Annotated in this window: 25 protein-coding genes and 1 tRNA gene; 15 read left to right on the top strand and 11 right to left on the bottom strand. The window is 30.6% G+C overall.

Translation table 11 applies throughout. The annotated features are described in order from the left end of the window. The first annotated feature begins 35 nt into the window (after positions 1 to 35). Genes ABDX67_RS12025 through ABDX67_RS12035 form a run of 3 tightly spaced genes read left to right on the top strand, consistent with a single transcriptional unit; the run spans position 36 to position 4,393 of the window. Positions 36 to 2,792, top strand: coding sequence for a sensor histidine kinase (locus tag ABDX67_RS12025; protein WP_347175279.1), 2,757 nt, complete (start codon positions 36 to 38; stop codon positions 2,790 to 2,792). A gap of 5 nt (positions 2,793 to 2,797) precedes the next feature. After that, on the top strand, positions 2,798 to 3,643 hold the full coding sequence (locus tag ABDX67_RS12030; RefSeq protein WP_347175280.1) for a metallophosphoesterase: 846 nt from the start codon (positions 2,798 to 2,800) through the stop codon (positions 3,641 to 3,643). Then, positions 3,644 to 4,393, top strand: a complete 750-nt coding sequence (locus tag ABDX67_RS12035) for a LytR/AlgR family response regulator transcription factor (RefSeq protein WP_347175281.1) — start codon at positions 3,644 to 3,646, stop codon at positions 4,391 to 4,393. Here the strand turns inward: ABDX67_RS12035 and ABDX67_RS12040 are convergent, their stop codons facing one another. From ABDX67_RS12040 to ABDX67_RS12065, 6 genes are all read right to left on the bottom strand, one after another. Continuing rightward, complete coding sequence (locus ABDX67_RS12040; RefSeq protein WP_347175282.1) at positions 4,394 to 5,323, bottom strand: threonine/serine dehydratase family protein; 930 nt, start codon at positions 5,321 to 5,323, stop codon at positions 4,394 to 4,396. A gap of 222 nt (positions 5,324 to 5,545) precedes the next feature. Further along, positions 5,546 to 5,621, bottom strand: a tRNA-His gene (locus tag ABDX67_RS12045). A 55-nt stretch (positions 5,622 to 5,676) separates the two neighbouring features. Further along, positions 5,677 to 6,393, bottom strand: coding sequence for a bacillithiol biosynthesis deacetylase BshB1 (gene bshB1 / locus ABDX67_RS12050; RefSeq protein ID WP_347175283.1), 717 nt, complete (start codon positions 6,391 to 6,393; stop codon positions 5,677 to 5,679). Continuing rightward, positions 6,390 to 6,974, bottom strand: coding sequence for a TMEM175 family protein (locus tag ABDX67_RS12055; RefSeq protein ID WP_347175284.1), 585 nt, complete (start codon positions 6,972 to 6,974; stop codon positions 6,390 to 6,392). The genes bshB1 and ABDX67_RS12055 overlap by 4 nt, the downstream gene beginning before the upstream one ends. Positions 6,975 to 6,978: 4 nt before the next feature. Beyond that, positions 6,979 to 8,133 (bottom strand): trans-sulfuration enzyme family protein, encoded by a 1,155-nt coding sequence (locus tag ABDX67_RS12060; RefSeq protein ID WP_347175285.1) that lies wholly within the window; start codon positions 8,131 to 8,133, stop codon positions 6,979 to 6,981. 36 nt (positions 8,134 to 8,169) lie between these two features. After that, complete coding sequence (locus ABDX67_RS12065) at positions 8,170 to 9,579, bottom strand: MATE family efflux transporter (protein WP_347175286.1); 1,410 nt, start codon at positions 9,577 to 9,579, stop codon at positions 8,170 to 8,172. A 180-nt stretch (positions 9,580 to 9,759) separates the two neighbouring features. Between ABDX67_RS12065 and ABDX67_RS12070 the strand changes: the two genes are divergently transcribed. The 3 genes from ABDX67_RS12070 (at position 9,760) to ABDX67_RS12080 (ending at position 11,499) form a co-directional block, all read left to right on the top strand. Further along, the gene (locus ABDX67_RS12070; RefSeq protein WP_347175287.1) at positions 9,760 to 10,461 is read left to right on the top strand and encodes a Rossmann-like and DUF2520 domain-containing protein; all 702 of its coding nucleotides are present in this window, start codon (positions 9,760 to 9,762) and stop codon (positions 10,459 to 10,461) included. A gap of 84 nt (positions 10,462 to 10,545) precedes the next feature. Continuing rightward, positions 10,546 to 11,073: a KdsC family phosphatase gene (locus ABDX67_RS12075; RefSeq protein ID WP_347175288.1), complete on the top strand. Its 528-nt coding sequence runs from the start codon at positions 10,546 to 10,548 to the stop codon at positions 11,071 to 11,073. Then, complete coding sequence (locus ABDX67_RS12080; RefSeq protein ID WP_347175289.1) at positions 11,074 to 11,499, top strand: DUF2147 domain-containing protein; 426 nt, start codon at positions 11,074 to 11,076, stop codon at positions 11,497 to 11,499. Here the strand turns inward: ABDX67_RS12080 and ABDX67_RS12085 are convergent. After that, positions 11,496 to 12,137 (bottom strand): protein-L-isoaspartate(D-aspartate) O-methyltransferase, encoded by a 642-nt coding sequence (locus ABDX67_RS12085; RefSeq protein WP_347175290.1) that lies wholly within the window; start codon positions 12,135 to 12,137, stop codon positions 11,496 to 11,498. The genes ABDX67_RS12080 and ABDX67_RS12085 overlap by 4 nt on opposite strands. Before the next feature lie 135 nt (positions 12,138 to 12,272). On the opposite strand from ABDX67_RS12085, the gene ABDX67_RS12090 reads away from it, so the two are divergent. The 6 genes from ABDX67_RS12090 to ABDX67_RS12115 all read left to right on the top strand — a co-directional run bounded on the left by ABDX67_RS12090 (position 12,273) and on the right by ABDX67_RS12115 (position 17,246). Then, positions 12,273 to 13,232: a Gfo/Idh/MocA family protein gene (locus tag ABDX67_RS12090; RefSeq protein WP_347175291.1), complete on the top strand. Its 960-nt coding sequence runs from the start codon at positions 12,273 to 12,275 to the stop codon at positions 13,230 to 13,232. A gap of 322 nt (positions 13,233 to 13,554) precedes the next feature. Next, positions 13,555 to 14,442: a 3-hydroxyacyl-CoA dehydrogenase family protein gene (locus ABDX67_RS12095; RefSeq protein WP_347175292.1), complete on the top strand. Its 888-nt coding sequence runs from the start codon at positions 13,555 to 13,557 to the stop codon at positions 14,440 to 14,442. A gap of 2 nt (positions 14,443 to 14,444) precedes the next feature. Next, positions 14,445 to 15,089, top strand: coding sequence for an acyloxyacyl hydrolase (locus ABDX67_RS12100; RefSeq protein ID WP_347175293.1), 645 nt, complete (start codon positions 14,445 to 14,447; stop codon positions 15,087 to 15,089). Between the two features lie 73 nt (positions 15,090 to 15,162). Then, entirely contained in the window at positions 15,163 to 16,617 is a 1,455-nt protein-coding gene (locus ABDX67_RS12105) for a zinc metalloprotease (RefSeq protein ID WP_347175294.1), read from the top strand. A 5-nt stretch (positions 16,618 to 16,622) separates the two neighbouring features. Further along, positions 16,623 to 17,027, top strand: coding sequence for a hypothetical protein (locus ABDX67_RS12110; RefSeq protein WP_347175295.1), 405 nt, complete (start codon positions 16,623 to 16,625; stop codon positions 17,025 to 17,027). A 3-nt stretch (positions 17,028 to 17,030) separates the two neighbouring features. Next, positions 17,031 to 17,246 carry a hypothetical protein gene (locus ABDX67_RS12115; protein ID WP_347175296.1) on the top strand — a complete coding sequence of 72 codons (216 nt, stop codon included), beginning with the start codon at positions 17,031 to 17,033 and terminating at the stop codon, positions 17,244 to 17,246. Between the two features lie 256 nt (positions 17,247 to 17,502). Here the strand turns inward: ABDX67_RS12115 and ABDX67_RS12120 are convergent, their stop codons facing one another. The 4 genes from ABDX67_RS12120 to ABDX67_RS12135 are packed head-to-tail and all read right to left on the bottom strand — an operon-like array spanning position 17,503 to position 21,806. Then, positions 17,503 to 18,618 (bottom strand): efflux RND transporter periplasmic adaptor subunit, encoded by a 1,116-nt coding sequence (locus ABDX67_RS12120; RefSeq protein ID WP_347175297.1) that lies wholly within the window; start codon positions 18,616 to 18,618, stop codon positions 17,503 to 17,505. Positions 18,619 to 18,631: 13 nt separating this feature from the next. Next, on the bottom strand, positions 18,632 to 19,876 hold the full coding sequence (locus ABDX67_RS12125) for an ABC transporter permease (RefSeq protein WP_347175298.1): 1,245 nt from the start codon (positions 19,874 to 19,876) through the stop codon (positions 18,632 to 18,634). A gap of 1 nt (position 19,877) precedes the next feature. Beyond that, positions 19,878 to 21,110, bottom strand: a complete 1,233-nt coding sequence (locus tag ABDX67_RS12130) for an ABC transporter permease (RefSeq protein WP_347175299.1) — start codon at positions 21,108 to 21,110, stop codon at positions 19,878 to 19,880. Positions 21,111 to 21,113: 3 nt separating this feature from the next. Next, positions 21,114 to 21,806, bottom strand: coding sequence for an ABC transporter ATP-binding protein (locus ABDX67_RS12135; RefSeq protein WP_347175300.1), 693 nt, complete (start codon positions 21,804 to 21,806; stop codon positions 21,114 to 21,116). A gap of 203 nt (positions 21,807 to 22,009) precedes the next feature. Between ABDX67_RS12135 and ABDX67_RS12140 the strand changes: the two genes are divergently transcribed. The 3 genes from ABDX67_RS12140 to ABDX67_RS12150 all read left to right on the top strand — a co-directional run bounded on the left by ABDX67_RS12140 (position 22,010) and on the right by ABDX67_RS12150 (position 23,525). Continuing rightward, entirely contained in the window at positions 22,010 to 22,435 is a 426-nt protein-coding gene (locus ABDX67_RS12140; RefSeq protein ID WP_347175301.1) for a thiol-disulfide oxidoreductase DCC family protein, read from the top strand. 32 nt (positions 22,436 to 22,467) lie between these two features. After that, entirely contained in the window at positions 22,468 to 23,115 is a 648-nt protein-coding gene (locus tag ABDX67_RS12145) for an HAD family hydrolase (RefSeq protein WP_347175302.1), read from the top strand. A 77-nt stretch (positions 23,116 to 23,192) separates the two neighbouring features. After that, the gene (locus tag ABDX67_RS12150; protein ID WP_347175303.1) at positions 23,193 to 23,525 is read left to right on the top strand and encodes an ArsR/SmtB family transcription factor; all 333 of its coding nucleotides are present in this window, start codon (positions 23,193 to 23,195) and stop codon (positions 23,523 to 23,525) included. Positions 23,526 to 23,549 lie beyond the last annotated feature (24 nt).

Below are 23,549 nucleotides of genomic sequence, written 5' to 3' on the forward strand. Positions count from 1 at the left end.
AAATGTTTATTTTAGTGTGTTCAAGTACTGTAATAATGCCTTTTTTTAGACTCACACTTTTCTTGTTTTGTTTCCTTTTTGCAATAACGATTAATGCTCAAAAAGTAAATTTTAAAAACTACTCAATTGCAAACGGATTGCCACAATCTGATGTAACTGATGCAGTTCAAGATGCTGTTGGATATATTTGGTTTGCAACTCAAGGTGGCGGAATTGCTCGTTTTGACGGAAATGATTTTGAAGTTTTTAGTCAAGAATACGGTTTACTTTCTAATTTTGTAAATTCCTTTTACATACACAAAGACAGTTTGTTTATTGGTACAAATAATGGTTTGTCCATTAAAACTAAAAACAAGATTACAAATTTTAAAACGCCAAAAATCAATAAGTTAATTTGGCTTGATAAAAAACTTTATTTAGCAACAAATCAAGGCGTTTATCAATTTAAAAAAGAGTATGTAACTCCAATACAAATTGATTTAAAAATTGATTTATCTAATGTGTTAGACATCCAATATAAAAACTATTTCTACTGGATAAAGACTTCAAATAAAATCTGGAAATCAACAACATTAAATACAAAATCAAAAATTAAGGCTAGTTCTTTAAAAGAATTTGAAGCAAATTTTAATGAACAAAAATTAATCATAAATAATTTAGAAATTGATAACTCAATAAAATTAATCACACATAAAACCTTTACAGATAGACAGCAAAATACCTGGTTATTAACCAACGAAAATGGCGTTTACAAATCCGCTTCTAGTAATTTTAAGCATTTTAATACTATAGAAAATCAAGCTATTAAAGAAATTACTGCAGTTCATCAAAAGAACAATAGCATTTGGTTTACTGATACAAATAGAAACTTATTTACAATTGATAGTTTAGGAATTCGGTTTGTTAGAAAAAACAATTTTAAAACAACAGCAATTAAATCAGACAGTGATGACAATCTTTGGTTTGGTTCACAAAACAAAGGAGTTTATATTTTTAGAAAATCCAATGATTCTTTAAACTTTTCAGGCTTTGACATCGAAAGATTACACTCAGAGAATGGTTTGTCAACCAATAATATTCAAAATATTATCATTGAAAATAATACAGTTTGGTTGGTTTCAGAAAAAATTGGAATCCTAAAATTAGCCTATAATTTTCAGCAAAATTTTGTAGAAAGCATTTCTGTTTTCAATCAAAACAACGGATTAAAAAATCAATTGATAACTACTTCTCTGCTCCATAATAATAAGATTTGGTACGGAACTTTACAAGGCGATATCGGTTTTATTGCCAACAATACAGTAACTCATTATTCAAGATTTCTAAATAAAAACACCACAATTAGTAGTTTGTCTTTTTCTGCTGATTATTTGTATATCGGAACTTTAGGAAACGGGATTTGGAAAACCACAATTCCGAAATTGAATTCTCCAAAACCGATAAAAGGTGAATTTTTAAGTTCAAAAAATAGTTATCAATTAATGGTTGATGCAAAAAATCAATTATGGATTGGTTCAGAAAAAGGTGTTGATAAAATTGAATTTCAAAACAATAAAATTTCAAAATCGACACATTACAATGCAAATGATGGTTTTATCGGAATTGAAACCACAAAAAACACTTCTTTAGAAGACCAATTTGGAAATCTTTGGTTTGGAACAAAAAATGGAATTACAAGATATACACCAAACGAAAACAAAAAAACGCTTATAAAACCAACGATTCATTTTGAAAACATCGAAGTTTCAAATCAATCTATTGATAGTATTCAAAAGCAATTTAAAAATGCCGTTTTACAACTTTCTCCAGCGCAAAATAATATTTCATTTAGCTTTAAAACGGTGGATATCAATCAACCGAAAAGAGTTGAATATCAGTATACTTTAAATGAAACTAAAAGCTCTTGGACATCGAATAATTCAATCAATTTTGCAAACTTAACATCAGGGAATTACACCTTTTCTGTAAGATCTAGAAATGCATCAAAATTTGAAAGCGAACCAACAGTTTTTACCTTTTTTATAGATAAACCTTTGTATCAAAAAACGTGGTTTATTGCCGGAATTATTGCATTAGTAATATTGATTTTCTTCTTAATTATTTTCTCTTTCTTTAGAAGAAAACAATTAAAAAATCAACAAAAAATTGAAAAACTAACCTTAGAAAATCATTTAATTACTTTAGAGCAAAAAGCCTTACAATTACAAATGAATCCGCATTTTATTTTTAATGTTTTAAACGGAATTAAAGCATTTGGAAACAACGGAAATACAAAAGAATTAAACATTACAATTAGTCAGTTTGCAACCTTATTACGTTCACTTTTACAGAATTCTAGAAAAGAAGAAATCAATCTTTCTGAAGAAATTGAAACGCTAAAGAATTATCTAGATTTAGAACAAAAAATGAACGGAAATTTCGAGTACACAATTACAACCGAAGTTGATAATATTGCAACAGAAGAAATTTTGATTCCTCCAATGTTAGTACAACCTTTTGTAGAAAACAGCATCAAACATGGTTTTAAAAATGTAAACGGAAGAGTATCAATCCATTTTAGAACAAAAAACAATCATTTAGTTTGTACAATTATTGATAACGGAATCGGAATTGAGCAATCAAAAAAAGCAAAAGCAGCTTCAAAGCATACTTCTATTGCTTTAAAAGTAACCAAAGAACGGATAGAAAATTTATCAAAAACGAGTACATTAGAAATCAAAGAACTCGCTAAAAACAGTTATGTAATTGGAACAAAAGTTGAATTTAAAATTCCGTTAAAAACAGATTATTAATAACTATGAAAAGAAGAAAATTTATTAAAAAATCATTTTTTGGTGCTTTAGGTGCCGCATTTCTTAGCGGAATTTATTCTTGGCAAATTGAACCTTTTTGGTTAGAATTTGTAAATAAAAAAATGCCTATTAAAAACTTACCAGATCATTTAGTTGGTAAAACATTGATGCAGATTAGCGATATTCATGTTGGCAATCGTTTTGATTATCAATACATTATTGATTCATTTCAAAAAGCTCAGAAATTAAATCCAGATTTTGTGGTTTATACTGGTGATTATGTTTCTTATGAAAATAAAGAACAATTTACGCAACTAAAGGAAGTTTTAAATAAAGCTGTAAAAGGTAAACTAGGAACAGTAGGAATACTCGGAAATCATGATTATGGAAAGAATTGGTCAGAACAAGAAGTTGCAAATGAAATTACTGCTATTCTTGAAAATTCTGGAATATCAATTTTAAATAATGAACAAAAAAACATCAACGGATTGCATATTGTTGGATTGGATGATTATTGGGGATTGAATTTTTATCCGCAGAAAATAATGAATCAAATAGATCATAATAATGCAAATTTGGTTTTATGCCACAATCCAGATGTTTGCGATTTAGCTATTTGGAATAATTATAAAGGTTGGATTTTATCTGGTCATACGCATGGCGGACAAGTAAAACCTCCATTTTTAGATCCGCTAATTTTACCAGTAAAAAACAAAAGATATTCCTCTGGAAAAATAGATTTAAATGACGGAAGAACTTTGTATATCAATAGAGCTTTAGGACATCTTTGGCAAGTTCGTTTTAATGTTAGACCGGAAATCACCATTTTTGAATTAGAAAAACTCTTATAAATGCAACAACAAACAGCCATTTTAGTAGATGATATGCCGCAAGCATTAGAAATGTTAGCACAAGATATTTCTAACAGTCATCCAATCATAAAAATTATTGGCACAGCAAATAGTGTGGTTTCTGCTGCTAAAATCTTACAAAAAAAGCAACCAGACATTTTGTTTCTAGACATTATGTTGGGAGACGGAACAGGATTTGACTTATTAGAAATCATTCCGAATTTAAGCTCAAAAATTATCTTTGTAACAGCAAGTGACGAGTTTGCCATCAGAGCATTTAAATTTGCCGCCATTGATTATATTTTAAAACCCTATTCTGATGAAGATTTGAAAAATGCAATTGATAAAGCAATGCATCAAATACAGCCAAAAAATGAGCAATTATCAGTCTTGCAAGAATCTATTGCTACTCCAAATCAATTGCCAAAAAAAATATCATTACACACCTTAGATAAAATTGTAGTGGTTTCTTTGGATGAAATTATTCGATGTAAATCTGATAATAATTACACCACTTTTTATTTTGAAAATGGCACAAAAATTATGGTTACCAAAACCTTAAAGTTTTATGCCGATTTGTTAAAAGACAATTCTTTCTTACGCGTGCATCAAAGTCATTTGGTAAATACCAAATACATCAAAGAATTTATAAAATCTGATGGTGGATATTTGGTTTTAAAAGATAAAAGTTCGGTTCCTGTTTCTGTTCGTAAGCGAGCAGAAGTTATTGAAGCACTTCATCAATTTTAGTTAAAAAGGTAATTTGCTAACATCTACATTTCCACCAGAAATAATAACACCAATTTTTTTATTTTTAAACAATATTGGTTCTTTAAAAACTGCGGCAACAGCAACTGCACTAGAAGGTTCAATCGTGATTTTCATGCGTTCCCAAACAAAACGCATGGCCGAGATAATTTCATCTTCAGTAACTCTAATTACTTGGTCTACATGTTTTAAAATGATTGGAAAGTTATGATTTCCTAGTTGTGTTTTCAATCCGTCTGCAACCGTATTTGTTGTTTCATTGGTTTCTATTTTACCGCTTTTTAATGAACGATACGCATCGTCAACCTCAAAAGGTTCTGCTCCGATTACTTTTGTAGATGGAGAAAAAGCATTTGCAAATAAACAAGTTCCTGCAATTAAACCGCCGCCGCCAATTGGCGCAATGATATAATCAAAATCTGATGCTGATTGAAGCAATTCATAACATGCAGTTCCTTGTCCGTCAATTACATCAATATCATTAGAAGGATGAATAAAAGTTGCTCCAGTTTCTTTTTCAATCTTCTTTGAAGCCATTTCTCTTTCTGCCAAAGTTGGTCCGCTGATTGTTATGATTCCGCCATAATCTAACGCAGCTTTTCTTTTAATTTCTGGAGCTGAAGAAGGCATTACAATATAAGCTTTTACACCTAAGTTTTTAGCGGCTAAAGATAATGCTTGTGCAAAATTTCCAGAAGAATGTGTTAAAACACCTTTACTTCTATGTGCTTCAGTTAAATTTAAAATAGCATTGCTTGCTCCTCTAGTTTTATAAGATCCCGTTTTTTGAAAGTTTTCACATTTTAAAAATACGTGTGCACCTGTTGCTTCGTTTAATAATCTTGATTGTAATACTGGAGTTTTGTGAATGTGTGGTTGTATTCGTTTATAAACGTTCAATAAATGTTGCATAGAAATAAGTATTTATCCAAATGTAAAAAATAAGAACTATAAAATATGATGAAAGAATAAAAAATTGAAGCACAAAAAAACCTTTTCATTTCTGAAAAGGTTTTGCTTTTGGGTGGAAGACGGGATTCCTTTCGACTCCGCTCAAGATAAACTTCTCATCCCTTTTCTTCATAAATGTAACATACAAAAAAGCTCCTCTAAAAAAGAGAAGCTTTTGCTTTTGGGTGGAAGACGGGATTCGAACCCGCGACCCTCGGTACCACAAACCGATACTCTAACCAACTGAGCTACAACCACCATGTAACTTGCGGGTGCAAATATAATTCATTTTTTAATTTACAACAAAAGAAAACCTAAATTAATTTTCCTAAATTTTCTACAGCAACGTAACGTTCTGTGGTAAAACCTTCTGCGTATTCTACGCCAATTAATCTCCCTAAATCTTTGGCTCTGTATTCTATACTATCAGTAAAGTTTTTACTTGTAATTGGCGTTTCTGGCTCTTTACTTTTTGGGTCAAAAAACTGTGAGCTATACGCTCTTACAGATTCAATTTTCGCATTTATAAAACCAGTTACATCAACCACAAAATCAGGTTCACTATTTTTCCATTGGATATAATGACATACTAGTTTTGGTCGCCATTTTTGTTGATTTTCTCCGTTCAATTCCGTTTCTATTTTCATCAATCCGCTTAAAAAACACGCATCAGAAACCAATTTACTTCCTTTTGGATGATCAATATGACGGTCATCAACCGCATTACACAACACCATTTCTGGTCGGTATTTACGAATCATTTTTATGATTTCTAATTGATGTTGTTTATCGTTGATAAAAAATCCATCTGCAAAACCCAAATTCTCACGAACCGAAACTCCTAATATTTTTGCCGCATTTGCAGCTTCTTTATCTCTTAAATCCGCAGAACCACGGGTTCCTAACTCACCACGTGTTAAATCTACAATTCCGATTTTTTTTCCTAAAGAAATTTCTTTAGCAATTGTTGCCCCACAACCTAATTCAACATCGTCTGGATGTGCACCAAACGCTAATATATCTAATTTCATTTTTCTTCTTTTTTAAGTGCTTTTTCAATTCTACGATCAGGAATTAACCACATAATAGCTACGAGGATAAAAATAACTCCACTTATCCAAATATTAAAAAAAGAGGAAACAATACCAATAATATATAAAACTAGTGAAGCTTTTCCTTTATAATCTTTACCTAACGCTTTTGCTAAAATTGATGTTTTACCTTGACTTTTTATAATTAAACTTTGTAATATAAAATAAGCAATTGCTGCTCCGAGTAGAACAATTCCATAAGAAAATACAGTAGCAGTTGTAAAATTATTTTCTCCCATCCAACCAGTAACAAACGGAATTAAAGACAACCAGAATAATAAATGCATGTTTGCCCAAATAATTTTACCGGTAACATGTTTTACGGTTTGCATCATATGATGATGATTATTCCAATAAATGGCAACATAGATAAAACTTAGAACATAACTACCAAAAACAGGAAACAACGGTTGTAAATCTTTAAACTCTCCGCCATGTGGCACTTTCAACTCTAACACCATTATGGTAATAATAATGGCTAAAACGCCATCTGTAAAAGCCTCTAATCTTCCTTTAACCATCGTTTTATTTTACTTTTAAAATTGCTTGTTCAATATCATCAATTAAATCTTTTGTTTCTTCAATTCCGACTGAAAAACGAATCAATCCGTCTTTTATTCCTTGATTTTCTCTTTCTTCTGGAGATAATAATGCATGGGAAGTTTGAGTTGGACTTAACATCGTGCTTTCAACACCAGCTAAACTCATCGATGGTTTTATCAGCGATAAATTATTCATAAAATCCATTGCATTGATGTTTTCTTTCAATTCAAAAGACAACATACCTCCAAAATATTTCATTTGCTTTTTTGCTAGTTTATAATCTGAATGCGTTTTTAATCCTGGATAATATACGTTGGCAACTGATTCATTTTTATCCAAATATTTTGCCATTTTCAACGCATTTTTACTTTGGCGTTTTACACGCAAATTCATCGTTTTTAAACTACGCTCTAACATCCAAACGGTAAAATCACTTAAACTTCCGCCTAAGTTTTTTGCAATGTTCCAAATTTTATCAATATGTTCATTAGAAGCAGCAACTGCTCCGGCTAAAATATCTGAATGTCCGCCCATATATTTTGTTGCAGAGTGCAACATAATATCAATTCCGAAATCAATTGGAGTCTGATTTATAGGCGATGCAAACGTATTGTCAATCATCGTTACTATGCCGTTTTGCTTTGCCAAGCTAGCAACCAATTGCATGTCAGTTATCGTTAAAAGTGGATTGGACGGAGTTTCAATATACAATACCTTTGTATTTTTTCTGATTTCTTTTTGAAAAGATTCGATGGATAAATCTTTGGTAAATGAATATTCAATTCCGAATTTATCAAACTCCTCAACAACAAAGTTATAAGTACCTCCATACAATGTATGCTGAAGTACGATATGATCTCCTTTGTGTAAAAAAGCTAACAAGGTTGTACTAACAGCCGCCATTCCAGATCCGAAAATCAAAGCGTTCTCCGTTTTTTCTAAGGCTGCAATTTTCTTGCATAACATTTCTTGATTTGGTGTGTTGAAATAACGTGGATATCGTTTTACATCCACATTATCAAACTCATAAGAAGTTGACATATAAATTGGCGAAATTGCGCCTTTAAATTGCTCGTCTTTAACTTCTCCAATGTGTGTGCAAATGGTATTGATTCCTAAGTTGTTATTTTTCTTCATTGTGTAAAAATTAGTTTAGCTAAATTAAGAAAACAATTACACTTGTACCGTTTTCCACTTTCCTTTTTTAAAGAACCAAATTCCGATGATTGCTATTAAGATTTCTGCAATTGTAATGGATAAAAATACACCAATAGGACCAGCTTCAAAGGTAATTGCAACAATGTAAGCAAACGGTAATTGAAACAACCAAAAGCAAACAAAATTAATATAGGTTGGTGTTTTTGTATCTCCAGAACCATTAAAAGATTGAATCACAACCATTCCATATGCATAAAAAACATAACCTGCTGCAATAATTTGTAAACATAAAGCTCCGTTTTTTACCACTTCAGGATTATCGCTAAACCAACTTAAAAAAGTAGAGGCAAAAACCATATAAATAATGGAAACAAATCCCATAAAATATGCTGCATATTTACTAGTTTTCCAAACTGATTTTTCTGCTCTGTCTGGTTTTTTTGCTCCAAGGTTTTGACCCACTAATGTTGCTGCTGCATTGCTCATTCCCCAAGCTGGCATTAAAGTAAACATCATTATTCGAATTGCAATTGTGTAACCTGCTAACACTTCACTACCAAATTCTGACATGATTCTCATTAAGAAAACCCAACTAGAAGTTCCGATTAAAAACTGACCAATTCCGCCTAAAGAAACTTTGATCAAATTAATCATTACAGAAATTCGAATTACCACATCTTTTACGGCAATTTTAATTTTTCCAAATCCATAAAACAACGCAATTAATTGCCAAACCACAGCAGTTCCTCTACCAATTGTTGTTGCAATTGCTGCTCCTTCTACTCCATAAGCAGGAATCGGACCAAATCCGAAGATAAAAATTGGATCTAAAATAATGTTTAATCCGTTTGATAAAATCAACGTCCACATTGCAATCGAAGCATTTCCTGCGCCTCTAAAAATAGCGTTGATTAAAAACAGTAACATAATGGTAATGTTTCCTCCTAATAAAATTTTTGTGTACCCAAAACCTTCTTCAATTAAATCAGGTTCTGCGCCCATTAAAGCAAGGATTTCCTTCGGATAAATAATTCCGATAACACTAATTATCATCGCGATAGCTACTCCTAAAATGATCACTTGTATGGCAGCTTGATTTGCTCCAACAGCATCTTTTTCTCCAATTCTTCTTGCTACAACAGCAGTTGCTGCCATACTCAATCCGATGGCGACTGCGTATACTAAGGTAATTACAGATTCTGTTAAACCAATGGTTGCCACAGCATTTACACTAACTTGAGAAACGTAGATAATATCAACCAAAGCAAATATTGATTCCATCAGCATTTCTAAAATCATCGGAATGGATAATAAAAAAACTGCTTTTCTAATGCTTCCTGTTGTAAAATCTTGTTCTTTTCCGCTAACGGCGTCTATAAAAAGTTGAAAAATATTTTTTATTGAAGTTTGATTGTCTTTTGACATTTTTTATTTTTTAAATATATATATGAAAACAGCGTTGAAGGAATTTCAATACTGATAATTTTGGGTCGTGTAAGAAACGACAAAACTGAAGTCTATTTAAACAATCATAAGGCTACAAATATGCAAAAATATTTTTAATTATCTAATTGTTGAAAATTAATTTCAATATCTTCGCTATCTATGATTTCAGTAGCAATTCTTGGTAGCGGAAACGTGGCAACGCATTTATACACTGCTTTTTCTAAAGCAGCAAATATTAGTGTGACGCAATTTAATTCTAGAAAATTATCGACTATTACTAGTTCTGACGTGACTATTATTGCGGTTTCTGATGATGCAATTCAGCAAGTTTCTCAAGAAATTAAAAATAGAAATGGTTTGATTGTTCACACTTCTGGTGCAGTTGACATCAATGCAATTGCAGGAAACAGAAAAGGTGTTTTTTATCCGTTGCAATCGTTTACAAAAAATGCAATCATCAATTTTAATGAGATTCCGTTTTGTCTAGAAACTTCACATAAAGAGGATTTTATTTTGTTAGAAAATGTAGCAAAATCAATTGGAAATAAAATCTATCAAATTGATTCAGAACAACGTAAAAAATTACATGTTGCGGCTGTTTTTGTTAATAATTTTACCAATCATATGTATACAATTGCGAGTGATATTTGTGAGAAAAATAACGTTCCTTTTGAATTTTTATATCCACTAATCGAAGAAACTGCAAAGAAAATTCAGTCAATTTTACCAAAAGATGCCCAAACAGGTCCAGCTAAAAGAAACGATGTGCAAACGATACAAAATCATTTAGAAAATTTAAATTTGCAGCAGCAAAAAATTTATGAATTGCTTACAAAGTCAATTCAAAACTCAATTGAATAAATTAAAATAAAATGTCTCCTCGAGCGGAGTCGAGAGGTTATATAAGTTCTCGACTCCGCTCGAACAGACAAATTTAATTAAAATATGGAAAAAAGTTATAAAGAATATCTATCTCAAATAAACACGTTAATTTTTGATGTTGATGGCGTTTTAACAAACGGTATGGTTACCGTTTTTCCGAATGGAGAATTGGTAAGACACATGAATATTAAAGATGGCTATGCATTAAAAACGGCTGTTGATGCTGGTTTAAATGTATGTATCATTTCTGGTGGAAATAACGAAGGTGTAAGAACTCGTTTAAAAGGCTTGGGAATTAAAGATATTTATTTAGGCGCACATGATAAAATAAAACAATACAGCGAATTGGTTGAAAAATACAATTTACAACCAGAAAACGTATTGTATATGGGCGATGATATTCCAGATTATCCAGTAATGAAATTAGTTGGAATGCCGTGTTGCCCTAATGATGCTGCTCCAGAAATTCAAGGAATTTCAAAATACATTTCCTACAAAAAAGGTGGCGAAGGTTGTGTACGTGATATCATCGAGCAAATATTACGCGTTCAAGGAAAATGGGATGGAAATTTTGATGCGAAATACGATTAAATGAAAAAAATTATTTTTCTTTTTTTCTTGTTATTTACTACAATTGCCTATTCGCAATCTATTTTAGGGAAATGGAAATCTGTAGATGAGGAAACCAATAAAGATGAATCTATTATTGAAATTTATCAAGAGAATGGTAAATTCTACGGGAAGATTATTCAGCTTTTAGACCCAAAAACAAAAAATGCTGTTTGTGAAAATTGCAAAGGAGAAAACAAAAATAAACCAATAAAAGGATTGGTTATTATCAATGGGTTAAAAAAAGATGGCAACGAATGGTCTGGCGGAAAAGTTTTAGATCCAAAAAATGGAAAAGTATACAAATGCTACATTACGTTAAAAGATAATGATACGATGAAACTTCGTGGTTATATTGGTTTTTCAGTTTTTGGTAGAACTGCATATTGGTATCGAGTAAAAAATTAATTCTTCTCTTCTAACATTGGTACAAAAGCAAAATCTCCTAATTCGTGTTTTTCAAATTCTTTGGCTGATTTTCTGATAAACAACGTCATTATTTGTGTGGATTCTCCGACAGGAATTAATAACTTTCCTCCCACTTTTAACTGACTCAATAAAGGTTTCGGAACAAAAGGCGCGCCAGCCGTTACAATAATTTTATCAAAAGGAGCCACTTCTGGTAAACCTTTATAACCATCACCAAAAATAAGTTTTTTAGCTCTGTATCCTAATTTTGGCAAGAATAAAGAGGTTTTTTTAAACAATTCTTTTTGACGCTCAATTGAATATACTTCAGCTTTCATTTCTAATAAAACGGCAGTTTGATACCCCGAACCTGTTCCGATTTCTAAGACTTTATCTCCTGGTTTTATTGCTAAAGTTTGCGATTGAAATGCAACTGTATAAGGTTGAGAAATGGTTTGCTCGGCAGCAATCGGAAATGCTTTATCTTGATATGCATGCGCCTCGAAACTAGAATCAATAAACAAATGTCGTGGAATTTTGCACACAGCATCTAACACGTTTTTATCGGTAATTCCTTTTGCTTCTAACACGTTAGCTAACTGTTTTCTAAGTCCTTGATGTTTATGTGTATCTTTCAATTCTATCTTTAGTTTGGAGTTCTAAAAGTAGTAATAAATCTAAAAAAATTGCTATAAAAGTGTATCTTTGTTAACGATTTATTTTTGGCTTTTTTCTTTGCTGAAAATCAACATTTAACACAAAACCATATGTATATGCTAAAAGTAGGTGTTCTTGGCGCTGGCCATTTAGGGAAAATTCATCTTCGCTTATTACAACAATCAGATAAATACGAATTAGTAGGTTTTTACGATCCTTTTACAGAAAATGCACAAAAAGTTGCCGAAGAATTTGGGTATACATTGTTTGATTCTGTAGAAAGTTTAATTGACGAAGTTGATGTCATCGATATTGTAACTCCGACTTTATCACATTTCGAATGTGCAAAATTAGCCATAGAAAAAGGTTGTCATATTTTTATTGAAAAACCAATTACAAAAACAGTTTTAGAAGCAGAAGCAATAAGAACATTAGCAAGTCAGAAACATGTTCGTGGACAAGTTGGTCATGTAGAACGTTTTAATCCTGCTTTTACTGCGGTAAAAGATATGATCGAATCGCCTATGTTTATAGAAACGCATCGTTTGGCAGAATTTAATCCAAGAGGAACAGATGTTCCGGTGGTATTGGATTTAATGATTCATGATATTGATATTATTTTAAGTGTTGTAAAATCGCCTGTAAAAAATGTGCACGCAAGTGGTGTTTCGGTAATTAGTGAAACGCCTGATATTGCCAATGCAAGAATCGAATTTGAAAATGGTTGTGTTGCCAATTTAACAGCAAGTAGAATTTCAATGAAGAATATGCGTAAATCGAGATTCTTTCAAAAAGATGCTTATATTTCAGTTGATTTTTTAGAGAAAAAATCAGAAGTAGTTCGTATGAAAGATGTTCCAGAAACTCCAGATGAGTTTGCCATGATTTTACAAAATGCAGAAGGTGTTAAAAAACAAATTTATTTTGACAATCCGGAAGTAAAAGAAAATAACGCCATTTTAGACGAATTAGAATCGTTTGCTGATGCGATTAATAATGATACAACTCCGATTGTTTCTTTGTCACAAGGAACCGAAGCTTTGCGAATTGCTCAACGAATTATTGATTGTTTTTAAAAGGAAGTTGTAAAGTCTAAAAGTGACAAAGTTTATCGTTTTTGCAAATAATAAAATAAACAAGCGCGTTAGGGATTGTAGTGGAAATCCTTTTTTTGAAACATTACGTCATTACGAGGAAGTATGACGAAGTAATCTCTTAATAATAAAGAGATTATTACAGAAAGTAAAAACTTTCTTCGCAATGACAAAACAAAAAAAGATTGAAACGTAAAGCCCGTTAAAACGCCCAAAAAAAAATAAAAGATTAAAAGATTGAAAAACTGAAAAACTCCAAGAGTATTTTTAATCTTTGAATAACAAATTTTTAAATAATACATACATGAAAAACATCGCTGTAATTGGATCAGGAACAATGGGAAATGGAATTGCACATACTTTTGCTCAATTTGGGTTTCAAGTGCAATTAATAGACATTTCTGAAACTGCTTTGGCAAAAGGAATTGCAACTATTACCAAGAATTTAGATAGAATGGTTGCCAAAGAAAAAATTTCTGAAGCTGATAAAAACAATACATTAAATAATATTACCACTTACACTTCTATCAAAGAAGGAGTTCAATATGCTAGTTTGGTTGTGGAAGCTGCTACAGAAAATGTAGATTTAAAATTAAATATTTTTAGAGAATTAGATGAAGTTTGTCCAGAAGATACAATTCTAGCAACAAATACTTCTTCGATTTCTATTACTCAAATTGCTGCGGTAACAAAAAGACCAGCACAAGTAATCGGAATGCATTTTATGAACCCAGTGCCAATTATGAAATTGGTAGAGATTATTAGAGGTTATAATACTTCTGATGAAGTGATGCAATTTACTGTTGATTTGACAAAAAAAATCAATAAAATTCCGGTAGAAGTAAACGATTATCCTGGTTTTGTTGCCAACAGAATTTTAATGCCGATGATTAATGAATCTATTGAAACATTGTACAACGATGTTGCTGGAGTTAAAGAAATTGATACAGTAATGATGTTAGGAATGGCGCATCCGATGGGCCCTTTGCAATTGGCAGATTTTATTGGATTGGATGTTTGTTTATCCATCTTAAATGTATTGTACGACGGGTTTAAAAACCCAAAATACGCTCCTTGTCCGTTATTAGTTAATATGGTTAGAGCTGGGAAATTAGGCGTTAAATCTGGCGAAGGCTTTTATGATTATTCTGAAAACAGACGCGCTGAAAAAGTAGCAAAGCAATTTGCTTAATAATGAAACAAAAACTCTTTATATTTTTGATTTTTGTTTGTTTGATTGCCAAATCTTACGGACAAAAATCAACTAAGAGTTTTTTTACTATAACTAAATACGGAATACAAGTATCGCAAGGAAACGAAAACAACTTTTTGTTTGATGATGCCGATTATTTCTACAGAACAAATACCCTAAAAGGACAATTATACTTTCCAATAACAAAACTCAAAACAATTGAAATTTCTTTAGTTGTTCAACCTCAAATTCAATTTGTAAAACACCAATTGTATAATGAACAATTTGTAAGACCTGAAGAAGACAATTATCTCGAAAAACGACAACGATTTACACAGTTAAAAAATCTAACAATAACTGCAATAGAATTTAGTTTAGAGGCAAAGCAACAACTCTATAAAAACCTAAGTGTTTTTTTACAAGCTAGTTTAGGATTTAGCTTTATTGATACAGAAACAGAGCGACTAGCAAAAGGTTTTACTTTTATAGAAAATGGAAATTTAGGATTGGATTATCAGTTTAACGAGAAAATTTCTATTCAGTTTTTTGGCGGAGTTGGACATGTTTCAAATTTTAATTTTCAAATGCCAAATAGTGGTTATAACATTTTTAATATTGGTATTGGATTTTCTTTTTTAAATCATTGATTTTGTTTTAGTTACATTGTAATTCAATTCTTTTTTATATATTTATAAAAAAGAAAATTAAAATCTATGAATTATGAAAACAAAAATCACTTTCCTTGTCGTATTGTTTATTAGCAACTTTGTACTGTCTCAGACAGAAGAATGCCTAACACCTTCTAATACTAAAACTGAGTTAGAAATTTATGAAATGTTAAACCCCGTAATAGAATCTACGGCTAATGATACATTTTGTGTAAAAGTCTATTTTCATATTATTAAAAAAAGTGATGGTTCTGGCGGAAAAACCACAGATGATGCCAACGAAGCTTTTCGACTAATAAATGAAGCCTTTAATCCACACAATATTTTTTTTAATTGGGACAATACTATTGATATCATTAAAAACAATGCTATTTATGGTAATGAAGTTTGGGAAAAAACAACTGATGTTTTTGAAATTAATAATAATGAAGATGGTATTGATATTTACTTGTTTGACGATAATTATCATTTTAGAGCTGGAAAATCAATCGGAATTGGAAAAAATACGGAAGTATGGGTTTCGGGTCCATTGGTAAGAACCCATACTGTTTCGCACGAAATTGGGCATGTTTTAAATTTATACCATACTTTTCATGGTACGGTTACTGAGAATAGCTCTACAGGAAGTGACCCAAATCAATGTACAGAATATGTAAATGGTTCACAAGTAAATAGAGAGAATTGTGGTGATTATATTGCTGATACACCAGCTGATCCGTATTTTATAACTCCAATAGATAATGTAACTTGTACTTGGGCTGAGTACAAAGAAGATCCTGTTGGAGATAAGTATGAGCCGGATGGAACATTGATTATGTCGTATGCCGGATATGGTTGCAGAACTCGTTTTTCTCCTCTTCAAGGAAAACGAATGCGAGAAGCATTATTAAACCTTGCTCATTTAAAACATGTGTCTTCTGATACCTGTACTCCGTTTAGCTATGCAACCACCATTACAGATAGGCTGTGTAATACTAACACAAAAACTGTAACAATAAATAATAAATACAACGCTTCTAGTTATACTACTGTATGGGAAAAATCTGATAACGTAGAAATTGTTTCGAGTTCTAATAATGCTATCACTATTAGAGCCTTAACTTCGAGCTCTTTTGGTTCTGGCTTTGTAAAAGCAACTGTTAATGGTATAGAATTAGAGATGATTAATTTTGATGTTGGCGTACCTTTTGGGTATAGTAATGGAGTTATTGGAATTCATCCATATCCAGGGAATATAAGTGGTGGTTTGTATTTAAACAATTGGACACCAATGTGGATTCCTCAATATTCAAGTAGTGAGCCAAATTGGGAATGGTCTGTCAATTATTCTTTAATCCAAGGTCAAAATGGTAGTTCACAAGTTAAAATTAAACCTTATATTACTGGTTATATCACTGTAAAAGCCAGAAGATCTAATGAATGTGGTTGTGGAGAATGGTTGAGTACTAATTACTATGTTACACAATTTCCAAGTGGTGGGCAAGGATATACTAAAATTGAAAAATAACTATTATGAAAAAATTAGCATTCTTTTTAAGTTTTACTATTTTATTCTTTTCATGTACAAAAAATGAAATTGAAGATACTAAAGACAGTCGTTTTTATGGGAAATGGAGTTTAGTGGAATATACTTTAGGAGCAACTTATATTCCTCCATTAAAATATGATGAAGGCAAAATAATTTGGGAGTTTAAAGATGATGATAGTTTTATAGTGACAAATGCTCCAGGAATTAAGGTAATCCCTAGGCGTAATGGAGTATTTCCATATACAACATATAGTAATAATACCATTAATCAATTTATAATTAATGACTTTGCTTTTGGTTTTAAATTCACAAGTGAAAACAATCTTGAAATTTTTGGAGACATGGCTTCTGATGGCCCATGGTACAGATTTGTAAGGTATTCAGATTAAAACATGAAAAAACTATCTCTTTTTTTAAGCTTTACTATTTTATTTTTTTCATGTACAAAAAATGAAATTGAAGACACTAAAGATTCTCGTTTTTATGGGAAATGGAGTTTAGTAGAATATACTTTAGGTGCAACATTTATACCTTCCTTAAAATTTGACGAAAGGAAAATTATTTGGGAGTTTCAAAAGGATGGCTTTTTAAAAATTATTAATGATTAATCAATAACATTTAAGCCTAAACCTAATGGTATTTATTCTTTTAGTACTGATATAAATAATAACAAAATTATCACAAATGGAAGAGAAGCTGGGTATATATTTATTGATAATAATAATTTAGAAATTTATGGAGATACTGACGCTGATGGATTTTGGAGAAGGTATGTAAGGAATTCAGATTAAAAAGATAATATCAAAAATAAAAAGAGGAAACTTCTTTCGAAATTTCCTCTTTTTATTTATACTAATTTAAGAATTAGTCATTTTTATTTTCATCATCTTTCTTAGAAGCTTTATTCCAAATTTTAATTTGATCTTCTTTAGTAATTCCTGAAAGTACTTCAACATTTACACCATCAGAAGTTCCTAATTTTACAGTTCTCTTTTCAAATTTATCTCCAACTTTTACTTCAACATAAGGTTCTTCTGTTTTTTTATCGAAACGTAATAATGCTTCTTTAATTGCTAAAATATTTTCTTTCTTTTCTAAAACAATATCAGCATTTGCACTATAACCAGCTCTAATAAAATTGTTTTTATCTAAGGTAACATCTGCTTTAATTTTAAACTGTACTGCTCCTCCTTCTTCTGTTCCTTTTGGTGCAACAAAATTTAATTTTGCAGGAAATTTCTTTCCTTCAATCGCTCCTAAAGAAACCTCAATTTCTGTACCAACAATTAGTTTACTAACTTCAGACTCATCAACTTTACCTTCAAAAATCATTTTTGTCATGTCTGCAATACTTGCAATTGTAGTACCAGCATTAAAGTCGTTTGTTTGTGTAACTTGGTAACCTTTTTTAACAGGAATCTCCAAAATCATACCAGATGCTGTAGCTCTAATGTTTGTATTTGTTGTTTTTCCTAATCCAGAAGTAGAACCTTTTCTAATAATTTCTAAATCAGATTCAGCATTCGCTAAATTTAACTTTGCGTTGTTGAAACTCAATTCTGTAGTTTCGAATTCTTGACGAGAAATTACACCTTTATTCAGTAAGTTCTTATTTCTATCGTAAGAAATTTTTGCGTTGTTATAACTTAATTTTGCAGATTTAACTCTACCTGTAGCGCTGTTTAGAGAAGCTATATTTGGTACAACTCTAACTGTTGCAATTAAATCTCCTGTTTTTACAATTGCTCCTTCTAACACAAAAACTTCGTCAATAATTCCTGTAATTTGAGGCTTAATTTCTACTTCTTCTAACGGTACAACTTTACCAGTTGCTACAGTTTTTTTAACAATTGTAGTAGTGAAAGCTGTTTCAGTTTCAAATTCTATAATATTTGTTTTGTTCTTTTTACCGAACCAAATAAGTGCAGCTATAAAACATACTGCTATAATTGCTAAAATAATTTTTGCTCTTTTACTCATAATTGTTATTTGTTTATTCTTCTCTTAATGCTTCTATTGGTTTTACTATTGTTGCCATATATGCTGGTATTAATCCTATTAAAGTTCCTAATACAGCTAATGTTAAAAATGCTATTAAAATAATTGGGATATTTACTGTTGGATTTATCAATACTGCATCATCTCCATTTCCTACCAATTTATCCAATCCAAATAAGACTAATGCTCCAAAGACAATTCCTAACATTCCTGCAACTGTAGTTAAAAATATTGATTCTAATACAATCTGTCTTCTTACACTAACTGGTGTTGCACCAAGTGCGCGCCTAATTCCGATTTCTTTTGTGCGTTCTTTAACTGTAATTAATAAGATATTACCAATAGCAAAAACTCCTGCAATTAGTGTTGCAATACCAACAAACCATGTTAAAAATTGCATTCCAGATAAAAACCCTGTTACTTTTCCAATTTCTACACCAAGATTAACACTACCAAATGCTCTTTTATCTTCTGGATGTACTTTGTGTAGATTTTTTAAGGTTAATAAAACATCTGTTTCCATTTGCTCAATGTCAATTCCTTCATTGGCAGTAATCATCATCCAATCAATTTTATTTCCTGTATTGTATACTTTTTGAAAAGTAGTAAACGGAATGTAGGCAGAATCGCCATCAAAACTAATTCCGTTTGATCGTTTATAAACCCCAACAACTTTGTAATTGATACTATTTATCTTAACAAGTTGACCAATCGGAAACTCATTTTTCTCAAATAATTGCTTGTACATTTCTTCAGAAATTACACAAACTTTTGCGTAGGATAAAATATCATTTTCGTTTAAAAAACGACCGTACATTAAATCTTTTTTCTGAATTTTGTCTAATACTGGGTAATCTCCACTAACCTGAAAAGTACCAGTTTTAAATCCTTTAATAATTAAATTAGATGTTTGATTTCTTGGAGCTAATAACTTGATTTCATTGCTGTACTCACTTTTTAAAATCTCAACATCTCTTAAGGTTAAACTAAATCTTCTATTTTTTTGAAATCCTTTAAATGGTGTGTCAGTGGCTTGTGTCCAAACAAAAACACTATTAGTAGCAAAACTTCCAAATATTTTATTAAAATTATTTTCTATTCCTCTTGCCGCTCCTAACAATACAACCAACAAGAAGATTCCCCATAAAACACCAATAATTGTAATTGCTGTACGCATTTTATTTTTACGGATACTTCCGTAAATTTCTTGCCATGTATCTGAATCAAATAAAAATTTCATCTTAATCTGCTCTTAATGCTACAATTGGTTTAATTTTCGCTGCTCTTTTGGCCGGAACATAAGCAGCAATCAATCCTGATAAAATCAAAACAATAGTTGCTCCTATTACAATTCCTGGACTTACACTTGGGTCTTTTATAAAATAATCTTTTTCTAAACTGTCTCCTATTAAAGTTAAAATATATGTTCCTAGCAAAAGTCCTAAATAACCTGCAATAGTTGTTATTAAAACTGATTCTTGCACAACCATACCAACAATTGATGATGGTTTTGCTCCTAAAGCTTTACGAATTCCAAATTCTTTGGTACGTTCTTTAATTACAAAAATCATAATATTACTAATTCCAATGATTCCTGCTATTAATGTTCCAGAACCAATAAAAATTACAATAAAGTATAATGCTATTACAAAAACACCAACACCTTGATTTGCTTCTGCCATATTTTGAATTGATAAAGCACTTTGGTCATCGGGGTGGATATCTAACTGTTTTCTTAAATCACGTTCCATTTTATTTCCAAACGCAATAGCTTCATCTAAGCTCAAATCCGGATTGTAACCAATAACAATCTGACTAATATTATCATTATTACCATAAATCATTTGAGCAGTAGTTACAGGCATAAAAGTTTTACGTTCTTCGTTATCTCCACCTTCGTCAGAAAAAATACCAATAATTTGATATGATATTCCACTAACATTTATGCGCTTGCTTAGTGCTGGTTTTTCTCCAAATAAATCTTGTTTAACCAAACGACCAATAACAATAACTTTTGCTCTTTCTCTTAAATCTCTATCATTAATGTATCTACCTTCTTCAATAATAGTTTTTTCTAAAAACTGATGATCTGGATGTACTGCTTGTAAGCTATAGTTATCTTGTTTGTTTTTATACGATATATTTACATTTCTATTAACTCTAGCTGTTAAGTGCTGAATTTTAGCATCATATTCATCTTTAACAAAATTAAAATCTTTATTTTTTAATTGAATTCTTCTGCCTGTTTGTAAACCTTTATAAGGTTTGGTTGTTTTCCATACTCTAACAGACATAAAGTTTGCAGCATCATCAGCAAATGCATCTTTAAAAGTATTACTAAGTCCACTTACAATACCAAATAACAATGTAAAAAGTAAGATTGCAAAAGCTACGGTAAATCCAGACATTACAGAACGTAATTTGTTTTTACTAATGCTTTGAAAAATTTCTCTCCAACGATCTAAATCAAACATAAATTATACAGCTTTTGCTTGATTAGTTAATTCGTCACTAATAATAACACCATCCTTTAACCTAACAACTCTTTTGGTTTGTGCAGCAACTTCTTCTTCATGCGTAATTACAAAAACAGTCATTCCTTCATTATTAATATCTCTTAGCAAATCCATAACATTATCTGTAGTTGTAGAATCTAAAGCTCCTGTTGGTTCATCAGCTAAAACAACTTTTGGTTGTGTTACCAATGCTCTTGCAATTGCCACACGTTGTTTTTGTCCACCAGATAATTCATTTGGTAAATGATTTGCCCAATCTTTTAATTCTACTTTATCTAAATATTCCATTGCCGTTTTTAAACGTTCTTTTCTAGGAATTCCTTTATAATATAATGGCAATGCAACGTTTTCTAATGCTGTTTTATATGAAATTAAATTAAATGATTGAAAAACAAATCCTAGAAATTTATTTCTTAAAATTGCTGCTTTTTTTTCGTTCAAGTTCTTAATCAACTGACCATTTAAAAAGTATTCTCCATCATCGTGTTCATCTAAAAGACCAACAATATTTAATAATGTAGATTTTCCTGAACCAGAAGATCCCATAATTGAAACAAATTCACCTTCTTTAATATGCAAATCAATCCCTTTTAAAACATGCAATGAATCTTTTCCGATCGGATAAGATTTGTGTAGCTTTTTAATTTCTATCATCTTAATTAGTTCATTTTTAGCGAAAGTAATTACTGTGCTTTTTTAAAGCTATTAATGTTATGTTAAAGGTTAATCTAACCGAACATTTCTATTTCTTTAATTACTTCTGTGTATCTGACGTCTTAAAACAAAATTTGTTACATGAAATTCATAAATTTTATGGAAATTTGTAAAAGATAATTTTTTAATTATAATTTTTTCTGATGGATCTACTTGATAAACTCCTAAAAAATAAGCAACTAGTACTTTTTGACGGAGTTTGCAACTTTTGTAATGCTTCTGTTTTAAAAATTATAAAAAAAGATACTCAAAATCTATTTTTATTTGCTTCTCTACAATCAGAAATTGGAAAACAAATAACAAATCATTTTAAGATTGATACAAAAAAAACCGATTCTATTATTTTAGTTACTTCTAAAGACAACTATTATAGTAAATCTAGTGCAGCTTTAAAAATTGCAAAACATTTTGGCAGATTCTGGATGCTTTTTCAAATTTTTTGGATTTTACCAAAAGCGTTTAGAGATTTCTTTTATGATTATATTGCAAAAAATCGTTATAAATGGTTTGGCAAAAAAGAGAGCTGCATGATACCAACTCCTGAATTAAAAAGTAAGTTTTTAGAATAAAAATGTATTTTCGCACCATCTAAGCAAGTAAAATGAAAGAAATTAAATGTGTAATTTTTGATATGGATGGAGTTATCATCGATTCTGAATTGCTCCATAAAAAAGCCTATTACGAAACCTTTATCTCTTTAGGATTAAATGTTTCTGAAGAATTGTATAAGACCTTAACAGGTTCATCAACCATCAATGCATTTCAAAGATTAATTGCGCATTTTAATTTAAATGAAGACCCAAATGAATTGGTTTTGCAAAAAAGAAAGCGTTATGTTAATTTTTTTGAAAACGACCCAACATTACATTTGGTAAAAGGTGTAGAAGACATCATCAAATATTTTTATGAGAAAGAAATCACCTTAATTTTAGCCTCTTCTTCTGCCATGGTTAATATTGATCGTGTTTTTAATCGCTTTGATTTAAATCAATATTTTACGGCTAAAATAAGTGGAGCCGATTTAAAAGAATCAAAACCACATCCAGAAATTTTTGAAAAAGCAGCTATATTAGGAAATACTCCGAGAGAAAACTGCATTGTTATTGAAGATTCTGATAATGGCGTAAAAGCAGCAAATGACGCTGGCATCTTTGTATTTGGATATAGAAACCCGTTAGCTGCAGATCAAACCTTAGAAAATGCTGATAAAGTAATTACTGACTTTAGTGAATTAAAAGAGTTCATTTAATTTTTTAAAAAAAATAAAAAAATGTTTGATTGCATTATTATTAATCGTAATATTGCAATGTATAAATACATAGATAAATGGGAATTACAAAAACAGAAATATTTACAGATCAACAAAATGAAATAGCCTTGTTTGCAAAAGCATTTGGTCATCCAGCAAGGGTAGCAATTTTACAACACTTATTTAAAATTGATGCTTGTGTTTGTGGTGATTTAGTAACCGAAATAAAATTGGCACAACCAACAATATCTCAACACTTAAAAGAATTAAAAAATTTAGGGTTGATAAAAGGGAATGTAGAAGGAACAAGTGTTTGTTATTGTATTCATTCAGAAAATTGGAAAAAGATGAAAGAAATTATGTTTCAATTTTTAAATCAAGATAGTACAGAAAATGAAAACTGTTGTTAAAAAACAAATAAAAAATTATAAAAA

Source organism: Polaribacter uvawellassae, assembly GCF_039748955.1.
Lineage (GTDB): Bacteria > Bacteroidota > Bacteroidia > Flavobacteriales > Flavobacteriaceae > Polaribacter > Polaribacter uvawellassae.

Excerpts from the sequence above, each read along its gene's own strand:
- ABDX67_RS12040 (WP_347175282.1), bottom strand. The coding sequence starts at position 5,323 with ATGCAACATTTATTGAACGTTTATAAACGAATACAACCACACATTCAC.
- ABDX67_RS12100 (WP_347175293.1), top strand. The coding sequence starts at position 14,445 with ATGAAACAAAAACTCTTTATATTTTTGATTTTTGTTTGTTTGATTGCC.
- ABDX67_RS12060 (WP_347175285.1), bottom strand. The coding sequence starts at position 8,133 with ATGAAGAAAAATAACAACTTAGGAATCAATACCATTTGCACACACATT.
- ABDX67_RS12025 (WP_347175279.1), top strand. The coding sequence starts at position 36 with ATGCCTTTTTTTAGACTCACACTTTTCTTGTTTTGTTTCCTTTTTGCA.
- ABDX67_RS12095 (WP_347175292.1), top strand. The coding sequence starts at position 13,555 with ATGAAAAACATCGCTGTAATTGGATCAGGAACAATGGGAAATGGAATT.
- bshB1 (WP_347175283.1), bottom strand. The coding sequence starts at position 6,393 with ATGAAATTAGATATATTAGCGTTTGGTGCACATCCAGACGATGTTGAA.
- ABDX67_RS12145 (WP_347175302.1), top strand. The coding sequence starts at position 22,468 with ATGAAAGAAATTAAATGTGTAATTTTTGATATGGATGGAGTTATCATC.
- ABDX67_RS12130 (WP_347175299.1), bottom strand. The coding sequence starts at position 21,110 with ATGTTTGATTTAGATCGTTGGAGAGAAATTTTTCAAAGCATTAGTAAA.
- ABDX67_RS12075 (WP_347175288.1), top strand. The coding sequence starts at position 10,546 with ATGGAAAAAAGTTATAAAGAATATCTATCTCAAATAAACACGTTAATT.
- ABDX67_RS12055 (WP_347175284.1), bottom strand. The coding sequence starts at position 6,974 with ATGGTTAAAGGAAGATTAGAGGCTTTTACAGATGGCGTTTTAGCCATT.
- ABDX67_RS12110 (WP_347175295.1), top strand. The coding sequence starts at position 16,623 with ATGAAAAAATTAGCATTCTTTTTAAGTTTTACTATTTTATTCTTTTCA.
- ABDX67_RS12080 (WP_347175289.1), top strand. The coding sequence starts at position 11,074 with ATGAAAAAAATTATTTTTCTTTTTTTCTTGTTATTTACTACAATTGCC.
- ABDX67_RS12140 (WP_347175301.1), top strand. The coding sequence starts at position 22,010 with ATGGATCTACTTGATAAACTCCTAAAAAATAAGCAACTAGTACTTTTT.
- ABDX67_RS12115 (WP_347175296.1), top strand. The coding sequence starts at position 17,031 with ATGAAAAAACTATCTCTTTTTTTAAGCTTTACTATTTTATTTTTTTCA.
- ABDX67_RS12105 (WP_347175294.1), top strand. The coding sequence starts at position 15,163 with ATGAAAACAAAAATCACTTTCCTTGTCGTATTGTTTATTAGCAACTTT.
- ABDX67_RS12030 (WP_347175280.1), top strand. The coding sequence starts at position 2,798 with ATGAAAAGAAGAAAATTTATTAAAAAATCATTTTTTGGTGCTTTAGGT.
- ABDX67_RS12065 (WP_347175286.1), bottom strand. The coding sequence starts at position 9,579 with ATGTCAAAAGACAATCAAACTTCAATAAAAAATATTTTTCAACTTTTT.
- ABDX67_RS12070 (WP_347175287.1), top strand. The coding sequence starts at position 9,760 with ATGATTTCAGTAGCAATTCTTGGTAGCGGAAACGTGGCAACGCATTTA.
- ABDX67_RS12135 (WP_347175300.1), bottom strand. The coding sequence starts at position 21,806 with ATGATAGAAATTAAAAAGCTACACAAATCTTATCCGATCGGAAAAGAT.
- ABDX67_RS12120 (WP_347175297.1), bottom strand. The coding sequence starts at position 18,618 with ATGAGTAAAAGAGCAAAAATTATTTTAGCAATTATAGCAGTATGTTTT.
- ABDX67_RS12090 (WP_347175291.1), top strand. The coding sequence starts at position 12,273 with ATGCTAAAAGTAGGTGTTCTTGGCGCTGGCCATTTAGGGAAAATTCAT.
- ABDX67_RS12150 (WP_347175303.1), top strand. The coding sequence starts at position 23,193 with ATGGGAATTACAAAAACAGAAATATTTACAGATCAACAAAATGAAATA.
- ABDX67_RS12125 (WP_347175298.1), bottom strand. The coding sequence starts at position 19,876 with ATGAAATTTTTATTTGATTCAGATACATGGCAAGAAATTTACGGAAGT.
- ABDX67_RS12035 (WP_347175281.1), top strand. The coding sequence starts at position 3,644 with ATGCAACAACAAACAGCCATTTTAGTAGATGATATGCCGCAAGCATTA.